This window comes from Streptomyces sp. NRRL F-5126 (genome assembly GCF_000721265.1).
Lineage (GTDB): Bacteria > Actinomycetota > Actinomycetes > Streptomycetales > Streptomycetaceae > Streptomyces.
Genome location: NZ_JOFZ01000013.1, coordinates 23,700 through 40,462 on the forward strand (window position 1 = coordinate 23,700; position 16,763 = coordinate 40,462).

Here is a 16,763-nt window from a genome sequence, read left to right on the forward strand (position 1 = left end):
CAGAGGTGTGGTGTGCAATGGACGACGTGTCCGCGCTCGACGAACCCCTCACGAAGACACTCGGCCGGCCCACCGCGAAGGTGATGGCCGACAATCTCGGCCTGCACACCGTGGGCGACCTGCTGCACCACTACCCGCGGCGCTACGAGGAGCGCGGCCGGCTGACGCGCCTCGCCGACCTCCCGCTCGACGAGGACGTGACGGTCGTCGCGCAGGTCGCCGACGCCCGCGTGCTGCGCTTCAACGGCGGCCGCGGCCAGCGCCTGGAGATCACCCTCACCGACGGCAGCGGCAAGCTCCGGCTGGTCTTCTTCGGCCGGGGCATCCACAAACCGCACAAGGAGCTGCCCCCGGGCAGCCGCGCCATGTTCGCCGGCAAGGTCTCCGTCTTCAACCGCAAGCTCCAGCTCGCCCACCCCACGTACGTCACGCTCGGCCGGTCCGGTGCGGCCGGCGACGACGGCGACGACCGCGCGGAGGGCGGCCCGGGCGGCGAGAACGCCGCCGTCGACGCGTTCGCGGGCCGTCTCATCCCGATCTACCCCGCCTGCAAGGGCCTGGAGTCCTGGAAGATCGCCAAGGCCGTCGACCTCGTGCTGCCGCGCGCTGCCGAGGCCGTCGATCCGCTGCCCGCCGCGCTCCGCGAGGGCCGCGGGTTCGCCACCCTGCCCGAGGCGCTGCGCAAGGTGCACAGGCCCGAGTCGAAGGCCGACGTGGAGGACGCACGCGCGCGGCTCAAGTGGGACGAGGCGTTCGTGCTCCAGGTCGCGCTCGCCAGGCGCCGCAGCGCGGAGGGCCGGCTGCCCGCAGTCGCCAGGCGCCCTGTCGACGGCGCCCTGCTCGACGCGTTCGACGCGCGTCTGCCGTTCACGCTCACCGAGGGGCAGCGCCGGGTCACCGACGAGGTGTTCACGGACCTCGGCACCGAGCACCCCATGCACCGGCTGCTCCAGGGCGAGGTCGGCTCCGGCAAGACGCTGGTGGCCCTGCGGGCCATGCTCGCCGTCGTCGACGCGGGCGGCCAGGCGGCGATGCTGGCGCCCACCGAGGTCCTCGCCCAGCAGCACCACCGCTCCATCACGGAGATGATGGGCGATCTGGCTCTGGGCGGAACGCTCGGCGCCGCCGAGAACGCCACCAAGGTCGTCCTCCTCACGGGTTCGATGGGGGCCGCCGCCCGCCGCGCGGCGCTCCTCGACCTCGCCACGGGCGAGGCGGGCATCGTCATCGGCACGCACGCCCTGATCGAGGACAAGGTCCAGTTCCACGACCTGGGCCTCGTCGTGGTGGACGAGCAGCACCGCTTCGGCGTCGAGCAGCGCGACGCCCTGCGCGCCAAGGGCAAGCAGCCGCCGCACCTGCTCGTCATGACGGCCACGCCCATCCCCCGTACGGTCGCGATGACGGTCTTCGGCGATCTGGAGACGTCCGTGCTCGACGAACTGCCCGCCGGCAGGTCGCCGATCGCGAGCCACGTCGTGCCCGCGCAGGACAAGCCGCACTTCCTCGCCCGGGCCTGGGACCGGGTGCGCGAGGAGGTCTCGGCGGGGCACCAGGCGTACGTGGTCTGCCCGCGCATCGGCGACGAGGAGGACCGGAAGAAGGAGGACCGGAAGAAGGCCGCAGCCGAGGACGGCGAGAAGCGCCCCGCGCTCGCCGTGGTGGAGGTCGCCGAGAAGCTGGCGGCGGGCCCGCTGTCGGGGCTGCGCGTGGAGGTCCTGCACGGCCGCATGGCACCCGACGACAAGGACGCGGTCATGCGCCGGTTCGCCGCGGGCGAGACGGACGTGCTCGTGGCGACCACGGTCATCGAGGTCGGCGTCAACGTGCCCAACGCGACCGCCATGGTGATCATGGACGCCGACCGCTTCGGCGTCTCGCAGCTCCACCAGCTGCGCGGCCGTGTCGGCCGGGGCTCCGCGCCCGGCCTGTGCCTCCTCGTCACGGACGCGCCCGAGGCCGGCCCCGCCCGCGCCAGGCTCGCCGCCGTCGCCGCCACGCTCGACGGCTTCGAGCTCTCCCGCATCGACCTCGAACAGCGCCGCGAGGGCGACGTGCTCGGCCAGGCCCAGTCGGGAGTCCGCTCCAGCCTGCGGATGCTGGCCGTCATCGAGGACGAGGACGTCATCGCCCAGGCCCGCGAGGAGGCGGTCGCCGTCGTCGCCGAGGACCCCGAGCTGACCGGCTGCCCGGAGCTGCGCACGGCCCTGGACGCGCTGCTCGACGCCGACCGGGAGAGCTACCTCGACAAGGGCTGAACGCCTGGCGGCGAGCCGGGCCGCGCAACCCCTCGGGCCCCGCCCGCGCGCCTGCGGCGGCCCCGGCGGGGTAACGCCGCCCACGCGCACGGTCGCCCACCGTGCACGGTGGGCGCACGCGTCGCCTGCTCGAGCCGCGAACGCCACGACGCCGCCCCCGGGCGGGGCTGCGGCAGCCGGCGGCCGGAAGTGTGGCCCGCTGCCACCTGGCGCCGCGCGACGGCAGCAGCGACGGCGCGCGGTTGAGCGCGGCCCCCCGCGGGACGCATCCCGCGCGGTACGGCGGACGCGGCGCCCGTACGGCCGGGCCGGGTCCGCCCCGGGCGGGCTGCGGCGACCTGGTTCGCTGCCGTCAGGGGCTGCTCGGTGGGAGTGGTGACGGCGTGCGGTTGGGCGCGGCCCTCAGCGCTGCGGGGTGCTTCGCGCGCGGTACGGCGGACGCGGCGCCCGTACGACCGGGCCGGGTCCGCCCCGGGCGGGCTGCGGCGACCTGGTTCGCTGCCGTCAGGGGCTGCTCGGTGGGAGTGGTGACGGCGTGCGGTTGGCGGTTGGGCGCGGCCCCTCAGCGCTGCGGGGCGCCTCCCGCGCGGTACGGCGGACGCGGCGCACGGCGGCGGCGCCGCACACGCGCGGCCGGGATCGCGGACGGTGGGCGCCCGTACCGCCCGGCGCTGCCCGGCGGAGGCGCACGCCATATCGTGGACAGCGACCCGCACGCCCCGACGAACCGAGGAACCGACACCCATGACCCGCGTGATCGCCGGCGCTGCCGGGGGCCGCCGGCTCGCCGTGCCGCCGGGCAACGGCACCCGGCCCACCTCCGACCGCGCGCGCGAGGGCCTCTTCTCCAGCTGGGAGTCGCTCCTCGGCACGTTCCACGGCATCCGCGTGGCCGACCTGTACGCGGGCTCGGGAGCGGTCGGCCTCGAAGCGCTCTCCCGCGGCGCCCGGCACGCCCTGCTCGTCGAGGCCGACGGCAGGGCCGCGCGCACCGTACGGGAGAACGTGCGCGCGGTCGGGCTGCCCGGCGCGGACGTGCGCACGGCCAAGGCCGGGCAGGTCGTCCGCGACACCGCCCCCGACGCCCCGTACGACCTGGTCTTCCTCGACCCGCCGTACGCGGTCACCGACGACGATCTTCGCGAGATCCTCCTCACACTCAGCCGCGGGGGCTGGCTTGCGGGCGGCGCCGTCGTCACCGTTGAGCGCAGCACCAGAGGCGGCGCGTTCGGCTGGCCCGAGGGGTTCGAGCCGCTGCGCTCACGCCGCTACGGCGAGGGCACCCTGTGGCACGGCAGGGCGGCCGCCGAGACGGCCGCCTCCCCGGCGGCCGGGGACGCGCCATGACCAGGCCACAGAGCGAGGAGACCCCATTGCGACGCGCCGTCTGTCCCGGATCCTTCGATCCGATCACCAACGGGCACCTCGACATCATCGCCCGCGCGTCCAAGCTCTACGACGTCGTCCACGTCGCCGTGATGATCAACATGTCGAAGAAGGGCCTGTTCACCGTCGAGGAGCGGATCGAGTTGATCCAGCGGGCGACAGCCGAGTTCGGCAACGTGGAGGTCGAGTCCTTCCACGGCCTGCTCGTCGACTTCTGCAAGCAGCGCGACATCCCCGCCATCGTGAAGGGGCTGCGCGCCGTCAGCGACTTCGACTACGAGCTCCAGATGGCGCAGATGAACAACGGCCTCTCCGGCGTCGAGACGCTGTTCGTGCCGACCAACCCGACCTACAGCTTCCTGTCCTCCTCGCTCGTCAAGGAGGTCGCGACCTGGGGCGGCGACGTCTCCCACCTGCTGCCCCCCGAGGTGCACGCCGCGGTCGTGCAGCGGCTCTCGGAACGCTGAGCGCCGCCGGGCGGGTGCGCCGCCGGCTGACCGTCCGTCACCCGGTGTCGGGCACGGCGCGAGTGGTCGTACAGTCGGTGGCGTCCGTCTCCCAATCCGGCAGAGAAAAGGCGAGCACACGGTGGACGTGCAGAAGAAGCTCGACGAGATCGTCGACGCTGTGGGGAACGCCAGGTCCATGCCCATGTCGGCGTCCTGCGTGGTGAACCGCGCCGAACTGCTCGCCATGCTGGAGGAGGTGCGCGCGGCCCTGCCGGGATCCCTCGCGCAGGCCGAGGAGGTGATCGGCGGGCACGAGCAGCTCACCGCACAGGCCCGCCAGGAAGCGGAGAGGATCGTCCGCGAGGCCCACGAGGAGCGGTCCTCGCTGATCTCCGAGACAGTCGTCGCACGGCAGTCGCAGGACGAGGCGGACCGCATCCTCGGCGACGCACGCAGGGACGCCGAGGAGATCCGCGCGGAGGCCGACGACTACGTCGACTCCAAGCTCGCCAACTTCGAGGTCGTGCTCACCAAGACCATCGGCTCGGTGGACCGCGGACGCGAGAAGCTGCTCGGCCGCGCCCAGGGCGACGGAGCCGACGCCGCGTACGACGATGACGACCCGGACGCCCCCGAGTACAGCTCCGACCCCGACACCCTCGTCCGCCGGGCCGACGACTACGTGGACGCCAAGCTCGGCGCCTTCGAGGCCGTCCTGTCCAAGACGCTCGACGCCGTCGGCCGCGGCCGCCAGAAGCTCCTCGGCCACATTGCCACCGACGAGCTCGGCGCCCACATGGCGGCCCAGGACGCGGCAGGCGAGCACGGCCTCGCCCACGACTCCGACTTCCTCGCCGACCTCGCGGCCGAGCGGGGGCCCAGCAGGCGGCCCGCGGCGCCCGCGGCCGAACCGGCCGCCGCGGCAGCGGAGGCGCAGCCGCAGGTGCCGGCGCAGGAGCAGCCGTACCAGGAGGCCGGGTACGGGCCGACCGTGTACGACACCGGCGCCTACGCCGTGGCCGACGTGGCCGGGCAGGAGGCCGCCGGCTACCCGCAGGCAGCGGCCTACGGCGCCGGCGAGGTGTACGGCGGCTACGCGCAGCAGGACGCCTACGGCTACCAGCAGCAGGACCCGTACGCCTACCAGCAGGGCGGCTACGACCCCTCGCAGGCGCAGCAGCCACAGCAGCCCCAGGCGTACGGGCAGGACCAGGGCTACGGCTGGCAGCAGCAGCCGGCCGCCGCCGGAGATGGCGTCCAGCAGGGGCAGCAGCCCGCGCTCGACGAGACCAGTTTCTTCGACACCAGCATGATCGACCTGGAGCAGCTCCGCCGCTACGAGCAGGGCCGCTGACGCGCCGAGCGGGTTCGCCGGCCACCGGCCCGGAGGCGAATTGGGTCCTGCGCCCACGTACCGGTATCCTGGCCCTTCGGTCGCGTGCTCGCCGCGATCACGGCTGCCCGCCCGGCCCATGGGCGACAGTGGCGGCCCTTCGGTGACCACCCCGATCCGACGAAAGCAGGGACAGTTCTGAACGCGCGCCTCGACCACCGCAACCCCCTCGTGTTCGACACGCACGAGCTGGGGCGGCGACCCGGTGCGCTCCAGCGGCTGTCCCGCTCGGTCCCCGCGCCGAGCGACCTCGGCATCACCGGGGTCATCGCGGTGCCCGAATCGGCCCCCGTCGAGCTGGAGCTGCGGCTCGAGTCGGTCATGGAGGGAGTGCTGGTCTCCGGCACCGCCCGCGCCACGGCCGAGGGGGAGTGCGTAAGGTGTCTGGAGCCGCTGACCCGCGAGGTGGCGGCGGACATCCAGGAGCTGTTCTCGTACCACGACGTTGATGACCGGGGCCGCCCCAAGGCGGAGCCCGGCGACGACGCCGAGGACGAGGACACGCTCTTCGTCGAGGACGGCCTGTTCGACCTCGAACCGGTACTGCGTGACGCGGTGGTGCTCGCACTGCCGATGCAGCCGCTGTGCCAGGAGGACTGCGCAGGCCTGTGCCCCGAGTGCGGGGTCAGGCTGGCGGACGAGCCCGGGCACCATCACGATGCCGTCGACCCCCGGTGGGCGGCACTGCAAGGACTCGCCGAGACCGTCAAGGACGGCGAGAAGGACGACATGGACGGTGCCGGCTTCGGCACCGACGAGAAGCAGGAGAAGTAGCCGTGGCTGTTCCGAAGCGGAAGATGTCGCGCAGCAACACGCGCCACCGCCGGTCGCAGTGGAAGGCTGTGGCCCCCAACCTGGTGGCGTGCGAGCGCTGCCAGGAGCCGAAGCTGCAGCACATCGCGTGCCCCAGCTGCGGCACCTACAACAAGCGCCAGGTTCTCGAGGTCTGAGCGGCTGGTGAGAGGCTCAATGTCTGAACTGTCCGCGGACAAGAACGTCACCAAGCAGACAGACACCGTCCACGCAGCCTCGTCCCACACGCTTCTGGAAGGGCGGCTCGGGTACCACCTCGAGTCCGCCCTTCTGGTGCGTGCGCTGACGCACCGCTCCTTCGCCTACGAGAACGGCGGGCTGCCCACCAACGAGCGGCTCGAGTTCCTCGGCGACTCGGTGCTCGGCCTCGTGGTCACGGACACGCTGTACCGCATCCACCCCGACCTGCCGGAGGGCCAGCTCGCCAAGTTGCGCGCCGCCGTGGTGAACGCACGTGCGCTCGCCGGCGTCAGCCGCGGCCTCGACCTCGGTTCCTTCATCCGGCTCGGCCGCGGCGAAGAGGGCACGGGCGGACGGGACAAGGCGTCCATCCTCGCCGACACCCTGGAAGCCGTCATCGGCGCCGTCTACCTCGACCAGGGCCTCGATGCGGCGTCCGAGCTGGTCCACCGGCTCTTCGACCCGCTGATCGAGGAGTCCTCCAACCTCGGCGCGGGGCTCGACTGGAAGACCAGCCTCCAGGAGCTCACGGCGGCCGAGAGCCTCGGCGTGCCCGAGTACCTCGTGACGGAGAAGGGTCCCGACCACGAGAAGACCTTCACTGCTGCCGCTCGCGTCGGTGGTGTCTCGTACGGCACCGGCACCGGCCGCAGCAAGAAGGAGGCCGAGCAGCAGGCCGCCGAGTCCGCGTGGCGCGCCATCAAGGCCGCCGCGGACGAGCGCGCCGCCGCCGCTTCCGGCGCTCCCCGGGGGTGACGTGCCCGAACTGCCCGAGGTGGAGGTCGTACGGCGCGGTCTTGAACGCTGGGTGAGCGGCAGGACGGTCGCCCAGGCCGACGTGCTCCACCCGCGCGCCGTACGGCGCCACCTCGCGGGCGGCGAGGACTTCGCCGCCCGCCTGAGGGGCCGCACCCTCGGGGTGGCCCGCCGTCGCGGCAAGTACCTGTGGCTGCCGCTCGACGACCCGGGGTTCTCCGTACTCGGGCACCTCGGCATGAGCGGCCAGCTGCTGGTGCGCCCCGAGGGTGCGCCGGACGAGAAGCACCTGCGGGTCAGGCTGCGCTTCTCCGACGCGCTCGGCACCGAGCTGCGCTTCGTCGACCAGCGCACCTTCGGGGGTCTGTCGCTCCAGGACAACACGGCCGACGGCCTGCCCGACGTCATCGCGCACATCGCACGCGACCCCCTGGACCCGGATTTCGACGACGCGGCGTTCCACACGGCGCTGCGCGCCCGCAGGACGACCGTCAAACGCGCCCTGCTCGACCAGTCGCTCATCAGCGGGGTCGGCAACATCTACGCCGACGAGGCGCTCTGGCGCGCCCGGCTCCACTACGACCGGCCCACGGGGACACTGACCCGCCAGAAGGCCGCCGACCTGCTCGGCCACGTGCGCGACGTGATGAACGCGGCGCTCGACGTCGGCGGCACCAGCTTCGACAGCCTCTACGTCAACGTGAACGGGGAGTCCGGGTACTTCGCCAGAGCGCTGGACGCGTACGGGCGCGAGGACGAGCCCTGCCGCCGCTGCGGCACGCCCATGCGGCGCAGGCCCTGGATGAACCGGTCCAGCTACTTCTGCCCGCGCTGCCAGCGCCCGCCCCGCGCCGCGGCCTGAGCGCTCAGAAGCCGAAGAAGTGACGCGGCGCCCTGTTGACCTGGGGCTCTCTAGACGCCCAACGCTGTGACCTGCGGCTGAGCCATCAATGGTTGTCAGCGTTGGTCGTCGTTGTGTGTCCTAGGACGGCCCAGGGGCGGCCCGGCTGCGAGGTGCCAATTTGCGGTCCTTGATAGGACGACAGGTGGCTGAGTCGCAGTCGTAAGGGAGGTGCCCAAACGAATGCTGACCTGCGCAAACGAGGAGGATGATTTGGTCGCGCGTGATAGGCTCTCATGCTTGCTAGCTCATGGGTGAGCCTATCACGCGCGACGCGCATCGTTACTCTGGGTGACGCTATAGGTTCGGCTGAAGTTGTTCAGAACAGTTTCCTAAGTACAGCTCGAACAGATTTGGAAGTTCCGGGCGGCTTCGGGCGTCCATCGTGAACAAACTTCGAAGTTGTTCGGTACGGTTTCTGGAGTCTGGACCGAACAACCCGGGGGTTTGCGGTATGGGTAGGCCAACGCGCGCTAGCGTCTATCAGGCCATGGATGAAGCGATCCGCGAGCTTCAGGGCCGCTTTGGGGGGCTTCCTACCCCGGCTGAAGCGGAGGACATCTGGTCGGACCTGTGGCATGAAGAGGCCCACAACAGTACGGCGCTGGAAGGCAACACGTTGGTCTTGCGTGAGGTCGCCAAGCTGCTGGAAGAGGGGAAGGCGGTAGGCGCCAAGCCGCTTCGCGACTACATGGAGGTGCGGGGCTACGGCGATGCGGCCAAGTGGGTGTATGGGCAGGCATTGGAGCCCGGTGGCTGGACTGATGGCTCCATCGTCACTGTGCAGGAGGTCCGGAACATCCATCACGTGCTGATGACTCCCGTCTGGACGGTTGCTCCTCACCCTGACGCCAATGACTACGAGGGCCCTGGCAGCTTTCGACGGCACGAGATTGCCGAGTTCAGCGAAGGCATGAAACCCCCATCCTGGACGGACGTGGATCACTTGGTCCGGGACTGGGTGTTCGCGACGAATGATCTCCGAGTGTCCAGTGGCGATGTATCGGTGCCGGAGAAGCTGGCGCGCCTTCATAATCGATTTGAGCAGATTCACCCATTTCTCGATGGTAACGGGCGAACGGGACGGCTTGTCTTGAATCTGCTCCTGGGGCGGATGGGCTATCCACCTGCGATCATCTACAAGCGCGATCGCGACAAGTACCTCAAGGCGATGCGTCGTGCCGATCGAGGAGAGGATGGGCCGCTCGCTGAGTTGATCGCTCGGAGCGTTACCACGAACCTGTATCGCTTCGTTCTCCCTGCCGTCGCCGGACCAGTGAAGTTGGTCCCGCTGGCAGCCCTGGCTACAGACGGGATGTCAGAGAATGCCCTCCGTGTTGCTGCGACCAGAGGCCGATTGAAGGCTGTCAAGGCTGAAGATGGCTCTTGGCGGAGCAGCCGCAACTGGCTGGAGCAGTACGAGATTTCGAGGTATCAGCGGGTTAAGAAGCATTGAGACACTGACCAGGTGGACGAGTTCGAGTTGAACCCACCACTGACCTCAGCTCCCATCCCGTCCGCCTTCGACCCACACATCGTGGAGCGGGCGTGGTTCAGGGCGTCAAGGTGGAGCGCGCTACTGTACGAACGACCTTGACGCCCTGGGCCTCGTCTGCTCGGCTCTGCCTGGGTCGAAGGTGGTCGGGATGGGAGCCACCCACGCTCGCCACGACGATGCCGGCGCCCGCGGGACGGGCCATCCCACCCCGGACGCATGAGCGCCCCCGCCGGAGGCATGTCTTGTTGGTGGCCTGCCGTGGCGTCTCGCGGTTCTCGCCCTCATGGCCTCGGCCCTTCCCTCGTGGGCGCGCGTCGGCGCAGCGTGGGCGGAGCGGGCCGGAGGCAGGAGCGGCGCCCGGCGCGGAGCCGGGAGCGCGCCCGGCGGAGCGGAGCGCAGCCGGGTGCCTTGATGAAGTAGAGAAACCTGTAACGGCTGCTTAGGCGGGGCTCGTCTGCTCGATGATCCATGCCCGATAGTCGGCGGTCGCGTCGTTGATCGGAACGGTAATGAGGCTGGGCACTTCGTACGGGTGCTCGCTCTTGACGCGGGCGCTGATCTCGGGGACGCGATCCGTCACCGTACGAAGAGTCGCGAGAGCCTCGGTGGTGTCGTGCACTTCGCCTGCCCATCTGTAGATGGACCTGGTCGGCGAGATGTGGCCCGTGGCGCACAGCCGGTCGGACACCATTCCGTGTACGAGGGACGCGAGCCAGTCAGCATCCGGTGCGGTGATCAGTACGGCGCAGATGTCCGTCATGGTGTCTCCCCACGCTCCGCCTGGAGCTGCTCGTTCAGCGCTACAGCTTCGTCCTTGCTCCGGGAGGCTGTGCCCCACCCCGTCATGATCTTGCTGTCGAAACCGAGACCAACCCATCGGCCGGTCATGCTGACGCCGTGAGGGTGCAGCACGAAGTACAGCGTTCCCTTCGAACGCACGGGCCCATCGTTGGCCACGTACCAGCCCATCAGGACTTCTTGGTCCCACAGGCGAAGCTCTCCGCGCCAGTGGTAACCGCCAGCCTCGACGCTGAGTCCCCTGGCAATGGTCTCCAGGTGAATGAGCTCCTCTTGCTGGGCGAAGTTGACCTCTTGCGCGGCGACCACCGACTCGCCCCCTCGGGCGGTCTGCCACGTCATCCACCACACGCCTGATAGGTCGATGCGGTGCCGGGGCTGACCAGCCAGTTCATTGACCGTGATCTCAAGGGCGTGGGCGATGGCCACTGCGACGGACAGCACCGGCTGTTGCTCGCCGGCTTCGTACCGCCTGATCTGACGTCGGTCGACTCCTGCCGCTGCCGCTAGTTCAGCTTGGGACATGCCCAACTCGCCGCGCCGCTTGCGGAGTACTTCGCTCAGCTCCATGAGACCCATTGTCGGGGACGATTTAGTCCTTGACAAGCGGACGCATCCGTCCCCATCATGAGAGGCAGAATTAGTCCTCTCCGGGGGACTAAAGAGCAGGGAGCGGCTCCCTACCGCCAAGCAGTCAGCCGCTCCCCTGACCCGTTAAGGGGTGCCCTCATCATGCCTGCAACGCTCACTGCTTCGCACCTCGCTCCCTCCCTGCCGACGACAGAGCTGGTGTCCGTTTCGGACCTGTCGAACAGCGAGCGCGCGGTTGCGCTGTACGCCTCGGACATGCCCGGTGAGTACCGCTACCACCGTGGCGATGACGGCAAGGTCTTCGCCTGGATCGTCCAGGGTGCATGCCGGTTGGGGCTGCCTGAGCTGTACCGGTCGGCCGCGTTTCAGAACGGCTACCGGCTGCTGTGGCTGGCTCGCACGGCCACGGGTGAGCAGGAGGGGGCCCACAAGCGCCGCTTCCCGAACGCCGCCCGCCTTCGTCGCGCTCTGTCCCTGGCCTCGCTCACCGTCGGCATGACCGAGATGAGCCCCGCCGCTCGCGAACGGGGCGGGCGGCCCCAGGTCGAGGGTGCCTGCCGGTGTGCCGGTACCGGCTGGTTCGAGGTCTGCTACGACCCCGAGGACCCCACGTCCGTGGCGTTGGAGAACTGTGCCGGGCACAACCCCAAGGGCCACATGCCGACCCCGGCGGGGGTGTCCGCATGAGTGCCTTCCCCGTCGCGCCGGACGCGGTGGCCGGTAGTGCTGCCGCCCTGGGTACCGACCCCCTCACCCTGGCCGACCTGCTCCGCGTGGCGAACGCTCCGGGCTTCGAGCGGTGGCAGGAGCAGGTACGCCGTACCGGCGGCTGCTCCGATCCGATCCACCTGGAGGGCATGACCGTCACCCGCGACACCCGCACGGGGCAGGTGCTCTACTCCTACTCCAGCCAGGGCGAGCCGGGCGGACGGCTGCGGGTGGCGTGCGGCAACCGGCGTGCCTCGCGCTGCCCCTCCTGCGCCTGGATGTACGCGGGCGACACCTTCCACCTGATCCGCGCCGGGCTGACCGGTGATCCGCGCAAGGACGTGCCCTCGACGGTGCGGGCGCATCCGAAGGTGTTCGCCACGCTCACGGCTCCCTCGTTCGGCCCGGTCCACAACCGGCCCACCTCCGGCCGCTGCCGCTGCGGCACCACGCACCCGGACGGCTCGCCGCTGCTGGGCACGGCCCTGGACCCTGCCCGCTACGACTACGCGGGCGCGGTGCTGTGGAACAACCATGCCGGGGACCTGTGGCGCCGCTTCACGATCTACCTGCGCCGCGAGATCGCCCACCGCACCGGCCTGACCCAAACCGCCTGCGCACAGGTGTGCCGGGTCTCCTTCGGGAAGGTCGCGGAGTTCCAAAAGCGCGGCGCGGTCCACTTCCACGCGATCGTCCGTCTCGACGGTCCGGACGGGCCCGATACGCCCCCGCCGGCGTGGGCCACCACCGATCTCCTCGCGGACGCCATCACGGCGGCGGCCGCCCGCGTCACCGTGCCCGTGCCCGCCTCCGGGGATGAGCCCGCGCGGGTGCTGCGGTGGGGTGCTCAGGTGGATGTCCGGCCGATCGGCGCCGCGTCCGCGAACGACGAACTCACCGAGCAGGCGGTCGCCGCGTACGTCGCGAAGTACGCCACCAAGGCGGCCGAGACCACCGGCACCGTGGATCGACGGCTCGGAGAGCTGACGGAACTCGACAAGCTGACCGACCTGCCCGACCACGCCCGGCGCCTCATCGAAGCCTGCTACGACCTCGACGCCGCGTATCCGGATCGCAAGCTGTGGCAGTGGGCCCACATGCTCGGCTTTCGCGGCCACTTCTCTACGAAGTCGCGCCGCTACTCCACCACTCTCGGTGCCCTGCGGCAGGTGCGTGCCGAGTACCGCGCCCGGCAGGAACGCCAGGCACGCGGCCTGCCCGACCCTGACGACTCGGAGGGCTCCACGCTGACGCTCGCGCACTGGACCTACGCCGGACACGGACACACACCCGGTGAGTCCTGGCTCGCCGCCACCATCGCCCGGGAACTGCACACCGGCCGCGACACCGCCCGCGAAGCACTCGCCGACCTGGACGACACGGAGGTGTGGGCATGAAGCGGCCCCTGCCAACGCGCTACCTCACCCCGGTAGACCTCGCTGACCTCCTCGGCGTCCCGCTCGAAACCGTCTACCAGTGGCGACGCAAGCACACCGGCCCGCGCGGCTTCCGCGTCGGCCGGCACCTCCGCTACGACCCCGAAGACGTCCGCGCCTGGGTCGAAACCCTCATGGAAGAGGCAGCCTGATGGCCGGACACATCCAAGACCGTTGGTACCGCACCGAGACAGGCGCGGACGGCAAGTCAGTCAAGGTCAAGACCGACCGCCACGGCGCCGGCCTGCGCTACCGCGCCCGCTACATCGGCCCCGACGGCACCGAGAAGTCCAAGAGCTTCCCCGACAAGCAGAAGCGCAAGGCTGAGACGTGGCTGGCCAACACCGAGGCGGACATGTCGCGCGGGGACTACATCGCGCCGGAAGCAGGGAAGGTCACGTTCGAGCAGTACGCCACCAAGTGGATGCGGACTCAGATGACCGATCCCGCTACGCGTGAGTCCGTGGAGATGCGGCTACGGCTGCACGCCATCCCGCACATCGGCAAGAGGCCTATAGGTTCCTTCAATCCGACCCATCTGCGCCTCTGGATGCGGGTGTTGGAGGACGCGGGCCTGTCGGCTGCCTACCGGCGGGGGATCTTCGCGCACGTCTCGACGGTGTTCACCGCTGCTGTGGAAGACCGGATCATCCGTGCCAACCCGTGCAGTGCTCGGTCGGTCAAGGCTCCTCGGCTCGACCCGCGCAAGGTGAAGCCCTGGTCCGCTGAGCGTGTGAAGTCGGTTCGGACGGAGCTGCCCGCGCGCTACCAGGCACTCGTGGACCCTGCCGCCGGTTGCGGACTTCGTCAAGGTGAGGTGTTCGGCCTGGCTGTCGAAGATGTCGACTTCCTCGGCGGCGTCGTTCACGTGACCCGGCAAGTCAAGCTCCTGCACAACCGGCCGGTCTTCGCACCGCCCAAGGGCGGCAAGGAACGAGACGTGCCGTTGCCCGAGTCCATCGCCTTCGCGCTTGCTGGTCACCTGACGCAGTTCCCTGCGGCTGAGGTGACCTTGCCGTGGAAGACCTTGGACGGGCCACCGATGACAGCAACGTTGATCTTCCGGAGTCCCGAGGGCTTGTCCTTGAATCGGAACCGCTTCAACCACCGTCAATGGCGCCCTGCTCTGGTCGCCGCCGGCGTGGCCACGGGGCGGGACAACGGCATGCATGCGCTACGGCACTTCTACGCGTCCGTACTCCTCGACGCGGGGGAGAGCATCAAAGCACTGAGTGAGTACCTCGGTCACCATGATCCCGGCTTCACCCTGCGCACCTACACGCACCTGATGCCGGCGAGCGAGACCCGTACTCGGAGCGCCGTGGATGCGGTCTTCGGGAATCAAGGGGCTACCGATGACGGCCCGGACACGGCCCAGAGGGGCTCATAGGGCGCTGACCTGCGGCATTCTCAGAAGCCGAAGTCCTGCGTCCACCAGGGGCCGCCGGAGCCGTAGTGCACGCCGACGCCCAGCCGGGTGTAGTCGCAGTTCAGGATGTTCGCGCGGTGGCCCTCGCTGTGCATCCAGGCGTCCATCACCGCCTGCGCGTCGGCCTGGCCGCGGGCTATGTTCTCCCCGCCGAGCTGCCGCACGCCCGCCGCGTCCGCCCGGTCCCACGGCGTCTTGCCGTCCGGGTCCGTGTGGTCGAAGAATCCGCGCTCCGCCATCTCGTCGCTGAAGTTCTGCGCGAGCGAGTCGAGAGAGCCGTCGTCCTTCAGCGCGCTGCATCCGACCTTGGCCCGTTCCTGGTTGACCAGGGCGAGCACCTGCGCGGCCGCCGTGGACGGCCCCGTGGGGGACGCGGGCGCCTTGACGACGTGCGGCGTGCTGGAGGCGGGTGCCGGGGCCTTCTTCGGCGGCGCCCCGGTGCCCGCCGATGTCCTCGTGCCGTCGGACGTCTTCGTCTTCCGCGGGGAAGGCGTGCCCTTCGACCTGCCCGGCGTGGCGGTGTGCGTCTTCGACGGCTCGGCCGAGCCCGTGCCCGACGCCTTGGGCGCCGTCCCCTCCGACGTGCCGCCGGCGGAATCCGAGGGCGTCGGGGATGCGCTGTGGCCACCCTGCTCGGTCAGGCCGGACGGGACGTCCGCCGGCCTGACGTGCTCCGAGCCGATCGCGCCCGCGCCGACGTCGAAGCCGCCGCCACCGGGTATCAGCCCCGACGTCACGGCCACCGCGCCCACCGCCATCGCGGCCGATGCGCCGAGCAGTCCGGTGCGCACGGGGCCGCCGAGACGCCGCCCGCGCCCGCGGCGCCGTCCGGCGTCCCCGTCCGGCTCGGGTACGGGGGCGGGCCCGGCAGCGGAGCGTCCATGGCGTCCCATCCGCGGTCCTTCCTCGTGCTCTCGGTAGTCGTGGAGGCTCTCCCCGGCGGGGCGGCCTCCCACCCATCGGCGCCCTCACCCGAACGAGTGATGCGCGTTTCGCGACGGGACTGTACGCCATGAGCGGTGGGGCGGGTGGGGACTGAGGGCAATCGCACGGTTAGCTTGCGTCCATGAATGACCAGGTACGGCTCACCGTCTGGGTACGCGGCCGGGTACAGGGAGTGGGGTTCCGCTGGTTCACCAGGGCGAACGCACTGGAGATCGGCGGCCTCACCGGCTTCGCGCTCAATCTCGACGACGGCAGGGTGCAGGTCGTGGCCGAAGGGGCGCGTGAGAATTGCCACCGGCTGCTCGACTGGCTGAGATCCGTCGACACGCCCGGCCGCGTCGACGGCGTCACCGAGATATGGGGCACCGCGCGCGGCGGCTACGAGACCTTCGCGATCAGGTGAGGAAGAGGCGCCTGCCCGGGACGTGCGGGACGCGGGCCCCGGCGGCGGGTCCGCCGGCACGCGGCCGTACCACCGTGATGACCTGGTGGTTGCGGGCGGGGCACGGAGCGTGCCAGTCTTCCGCACGGACGAGGGCATGCACCGGGCCGGCCCCGGGCACACGCCGCGCCGGGCGACAGCGGGCGCCGCGCCGCCGGCCGCCGTGCCCGTACGGACGGTGATCGTGTTGACCGTCAAACTTTTTGGTGAGACTCTGGAAGCCCCGCGCACACCAACTGTCTGGCGGCGAGAACAGCAGAGGTAGCGACCTCTCTGCCAGGCGTGCGGGCTTGACCAGCCTCACGAAACCCACGACCCACACCGCATCCGGTCGGTCACTCATTGTGGAGGACCATCCATCATGGCAAAGGCGCTTCTCGGTTATGTCGGCGGTTCCGACCCGCGACTCCTCGCCGAGATGCGACGGCTTCAGCAGCGCGTCCAGGACCTGGAGTCCGAACTCGTACGGATCCAGACCGAGAACGACGCGCTGAGCGCTGCCGCCGCACAGCACCCTGGAGAGTCGCTGCTCGACGGCATCGACATTGATGTTTCCCAGGAGCCTGCGCTCACCTGATCACGGCCCTGCGCGGGCCGCCGACAGGTGAGGACATTCTCGCCGGCAAGAATATGCAAGGGACGCTCCGGCGTCCCTTCTTTTCTTTCTTCCCCGCCTTCTCTGTGCCTTCTCTGTCCCCGGCCCCGCGAAGCCGCCCGCTCCCTGAGTCGCAGCCCCCGCCGCGCGCCCGCCTCGTCCTTCCCCACCTTCTTAACGTCTGA

Annotated in this window: 18 protein-coding genes; 15 read left to right on the forward strand and 3 right to left on the reverse strand. The window is 70.4% G+C overall.

Annotation, left to right across the window (positions count from 1 at the left end; genetic code table 11):
* The first annotated feature begins 17 nt into the window (after positions 1-17).
* From recG to IH48_RS37695, 9 genes are all read left to right on the forward strand, one after another.
* Positions 18-2,258, forward strand: a complete 2,241-nt coding sequence (recG, locus tag IH48_RS0128210; protein WP_030910659.1) for an ATP-dependent DNA helicase RecG — start codon at positions 18-20, stop codon at positions 2,256-2,258.
* A gap of 744 nt (positions 2,259-3,002) precedes the next feature.
* The gene (gene rsmD / locus IH48_RS0128215) at positions 3,003-3,605 is read left to right on the forward strand and encodes a 16S rRNA (guanine(966)-N(2))-methyltransferase RsmD (RefSeq protein WP_030910661.1); all 603 of its coding nucleotides are present in this window, start codon (positions 3,003-3,005) and stop codon (positions 3,603-3,605) included.
* Between the two features lie 26 nt (positions 3,606-3,631).
* The gene (coaD, locus tag IH48_RS0128220; protein ID WP_199810027.1) at positions 3,632-4,111 is read left to right on the forward strand and encodes a pantetheine-phosphate adenylyltransferase; all 480 of its coding nucleotides are present in this window, start codon (positions 3,632-3,634) and stop codon (positions 4,109-4,111) included.
* Between the two features lie 121 nt (positions 4,112-4,232).
* Positions 4,233-5,447, forward strand: a complete 1,215-nt coding sequence (locus IH48_RS0128225) for a DivIVA domain-containing protein (protein WP_030910668.1) — start codon at positions 4,233-4,235, stop codon at positions 5,445-5,447.
* Positions 5,448-5,624: 177 nt separating this feature from the next.
* Positions 5,625-6,260 (forward strand): YceD family protein, encoded by a 636-nt coding sequence (locus IH48_RS0128230; RefSeq protein WP_030910671.1) that lies wholly within the window; start codon positions 5,625-5,627, stop codon positions 6,258-6,260.
* 2 nt (positions 6,261-6,262) lie between these two features.
* On the forward strand, positions 6,263-6,436 hold the full coding sequence (gene rpmF / locus IH48_RS0128235) for a 50S ribosomal protein L32 (protein ID WP_030910672.1): 174 nt from the start codon (positions 6,263-6,265) through the stop codon (positions 6,434-6,436).
* A 19-nt stretch (positions 6,437-6,455) separates the two neighbouring features.
* On the forward strand, positions 6,456-7,235 hold the full coding sequence (rnc, locus tag IH48_RS0128240) for a ribonuclease III (RefSeq protein WP_051840776.1): 780 nt from the start codon (positions 6,456-6,458) through the stop codon (positions 7,233-7,235).
* Between the two features lies 1 nt (position 7,236).
* Positions 7,237-8,097: a bifunctional DNA-formamidopyrimidine glycosylase/DNA-(apurinic or apyrimidinic site) lyase gene (mutM, locus tag IH48_RS0128245; RefSeq protein ID WP_030910677.1), complete on the forward strand. Its 861-nt coding sequence runs from the start codon at positions 7,237-7,239 to the stop codon at positions 8,095-8,097.
* A gap of 529 nt (positions 8,098-8,626) precedes the next feature.
* Entirely contained in the window at positions 8,627-9,592 is a 966-nt protein-coding gene (locus IH48_RS37695) for a Fic family protein (RefSeq protein WP_199810026.1), read from the forward strand.
* Positions 9,593-10,073: 481 nt separating this feature from the next.
* Here the strand turns inward: IH48_RS37695 and cutA are convergent, their stop codons facing one another.
* Positions 10,074-10,394 carry a divalent-cation tolerance protein CutA gene (cutA, locus tag IH48_RS0128255; RefSeq protein WP_030910681.1) on the reverse strand — a complete coding sequence of 107 codons (321 nt, stop codon included), beginning with the start codon at positions 10,392-10,394 and terminating at the stop codon, positions 10,074-10,076.
* Positions 10,391-11,002, reverse strand: coding sequence for a helix-turn-helix transcriptional regulator (locus IH48_RS0128260; protein WP_037843615.1), 612 nt, complete (start codon positions 11,000-11,002; stop codon positions 10,391-10,393). Before IH48_RS0128260 ends, cutA begins: the two co-directional genes overlap by 4 nt.
* Before the next feature lie 162 nt (positions 11,003-11,164).
* Between IH48_RS0128260 and IH48_RS34575 the strand changes: the two genes are divergently transcribed.
* The 4 genes from IH48_RS34575 to IH48_RS0128280 are packed head-to-tail and all read left to right on the forward strand — an operon-like array spanning position 11,165 to position 14,557.
* Entirely contained in the window at positions 11,165-11,710 is a 546-nt protein-coding gene (locus IH48_RS34575; RefSeq protein ID WP_158710363.1) for a hypothetical protein, read from the forward strand.
* Positions 11,707-13,128 carry a replication initiator protein RepSA gene (gene repSA, locus IH48_RS0128270; protein ID WP_030910690.1) on the forward strand — a complete coding sequence of 474 codons (1,422 nt, stop codon included), beginning with the start codon at positions 11,707-11,709 and terminating at the stop codon, positions 13,126-13,128. Before IH48_RS34575 ends, repSA begins: the two co-directional genes overlap by 4 nt.
* Positions 13,125-13,319, forward strand: coding sequence for a helix-turn-helix transcriptional regulator (locus IH48_RS0128275; RefSeq protein WP_030910693.1), 195 nt, complete (start codon positions 13,125-13,127; stop codon positions 13,317-13,319). Before repSA ends, IH48_RS0128275 begins: the two co-directional genes overlap by 4 nt.
* Entirely contained in the window at positions 13,319-14,557 is a 1,239-nt protein-coding gene (locus IH48_RS0128280) for a tyrosine-type recombinase/integrase (RefSeq protein ID WP_030910695.1), read from the forward strand. The genes IH48_RS0128275 and IH48_RS0128280 overlap by 1 nt, the downstream gene beginning before the upstream one ends.
* 20 nt (positions 14,558-14,577) lie before the next feature.
* On the opposite strand, the gene IH48_RS0128285 is transcribed toward IH48_RS0128280, so the two are convergent.
* Positions 14,578-15,489: a CAP domain-containing protein gene (locus IH48_RS0128285; RefSeq protein ID WP_030910698.1), complete on the reverse strand. Its 912-nt coding sequence runs from the start codon at positions 15,487-15,489 to the stop codon at positions 14,578-14,580.
* A gap of 173 nt (positions 15,490-15,662) precedes the next feature.
* On the opposite strand from IH48_RS0128285, the gene IH48_RS0128290 reads away from it, so the two are divergent.
* Complete coding sequence (locus IH48_RS0128290) at positions 15,663-15,944, forward strand: acylphosphatase (protein ID WP_030910700.1); 282 nt, start codon at positions 15,663-15,665, stop codon at positions 15,942-15,944.
* Between the two features lie 400 nt (positions 15,945-16,344).
* Complete coding sequence (locus tag IH48_RS0128295; protein ID WP_030910702.1) at positions 16,345-16,560, forward strand: hypothetical protein; 216 nt, start codon at positions 16,345-16,347, stop codon at positions 16,558-16,560.
* Positions 16,561-16,763: the final 203 nt, after the last annotated feature.

Coding starts and splice junctions, on each gene's coding strand:
- recG (WP_030910659.1), top strand. CDS start 18: ATGGACGACGTGTCCGCGCTCGACGAACCCCTCACGAAGACACTCGGC.
- rsmD (WP_030910661.1), top strand. CDS start 3,003: ATGACCCGCGTGATCGCCGGCGCTGCCGGGGGCCGCCGGCTCGCCGTG.
- rnc (WP_051840776.1), top strand. CDS start 6,456: ATGTCTGAACTGTCCGCGGACAAGAACGTCACCAAGCAGACAGACACC.
- IH48_RS37695 (WP_199810026.1), top strand. CDS start 8,627: ATGGATGAAGCGATCCGCGAGCTTCAGGGCCGCTTTGGGGGGCTTCCT.
- cutA (WP_030910681.1), bottom strand. CDS start 10,394: ATGACGGACATCTGCGCCGTACTGATCACCGCACCGGATGCTGACTGG.
- IH48_RS0128260 (WP_037843615.1), bottom strand. CDS start 11,002: ATGGAGCTGAGCGAAGTACTCCGCAAGCGGCGCGGCGAGTTGGGCATG.
- IH48_RS34575 (WP_158710363.1), top strand. CDS start 11,165: ATGCCTGCAACGCTCACTGCTTCGCACCTCGCTCCCTCCCTGCCGACG.
- repSA (WP_030910690.1), top strand. CDS start 11,707: ATGAGTGCCTTCCCCGTCGCGCCGGACGCGGTGGCCGGTAGTGCTGCC.
- IH48_RS0128275 (WP_030910693.1), top strand. CDS start 13,125: ATGAAGCGGCCCCTGCCAACGCGCTACCTCACCCCGGTAGACCTCGCT.
- IH48_RS0128280 (WP_030910695.1), top strand. CDS start 13,319: ATGGCCGGACACATCCAAGACCGTTGGTACCGCACCGAGACAGGCGCG.
- IH48_RS0128285 (WP_030910698.1), bottom strand. CDS start 15,489: ATGGGACGCCATGGACGCTCCGCTGCCGGGCCCGCCCCCGTACCCGAG.
- IH48_RS0128290 (WP_030910700.1), top strand. CDS start 15,663: ATGAATGACCAGGTACGGCTCACCGTCTGGGTACGCGGCCGGGTACAG.
- IH48_RS0128295 (WP_030910702.1), top strand. CDS start 16,345: ATGGCAAAGGCGCTTCTCGGTTATGTCGGCGGTTCCGACCCGCGACTC.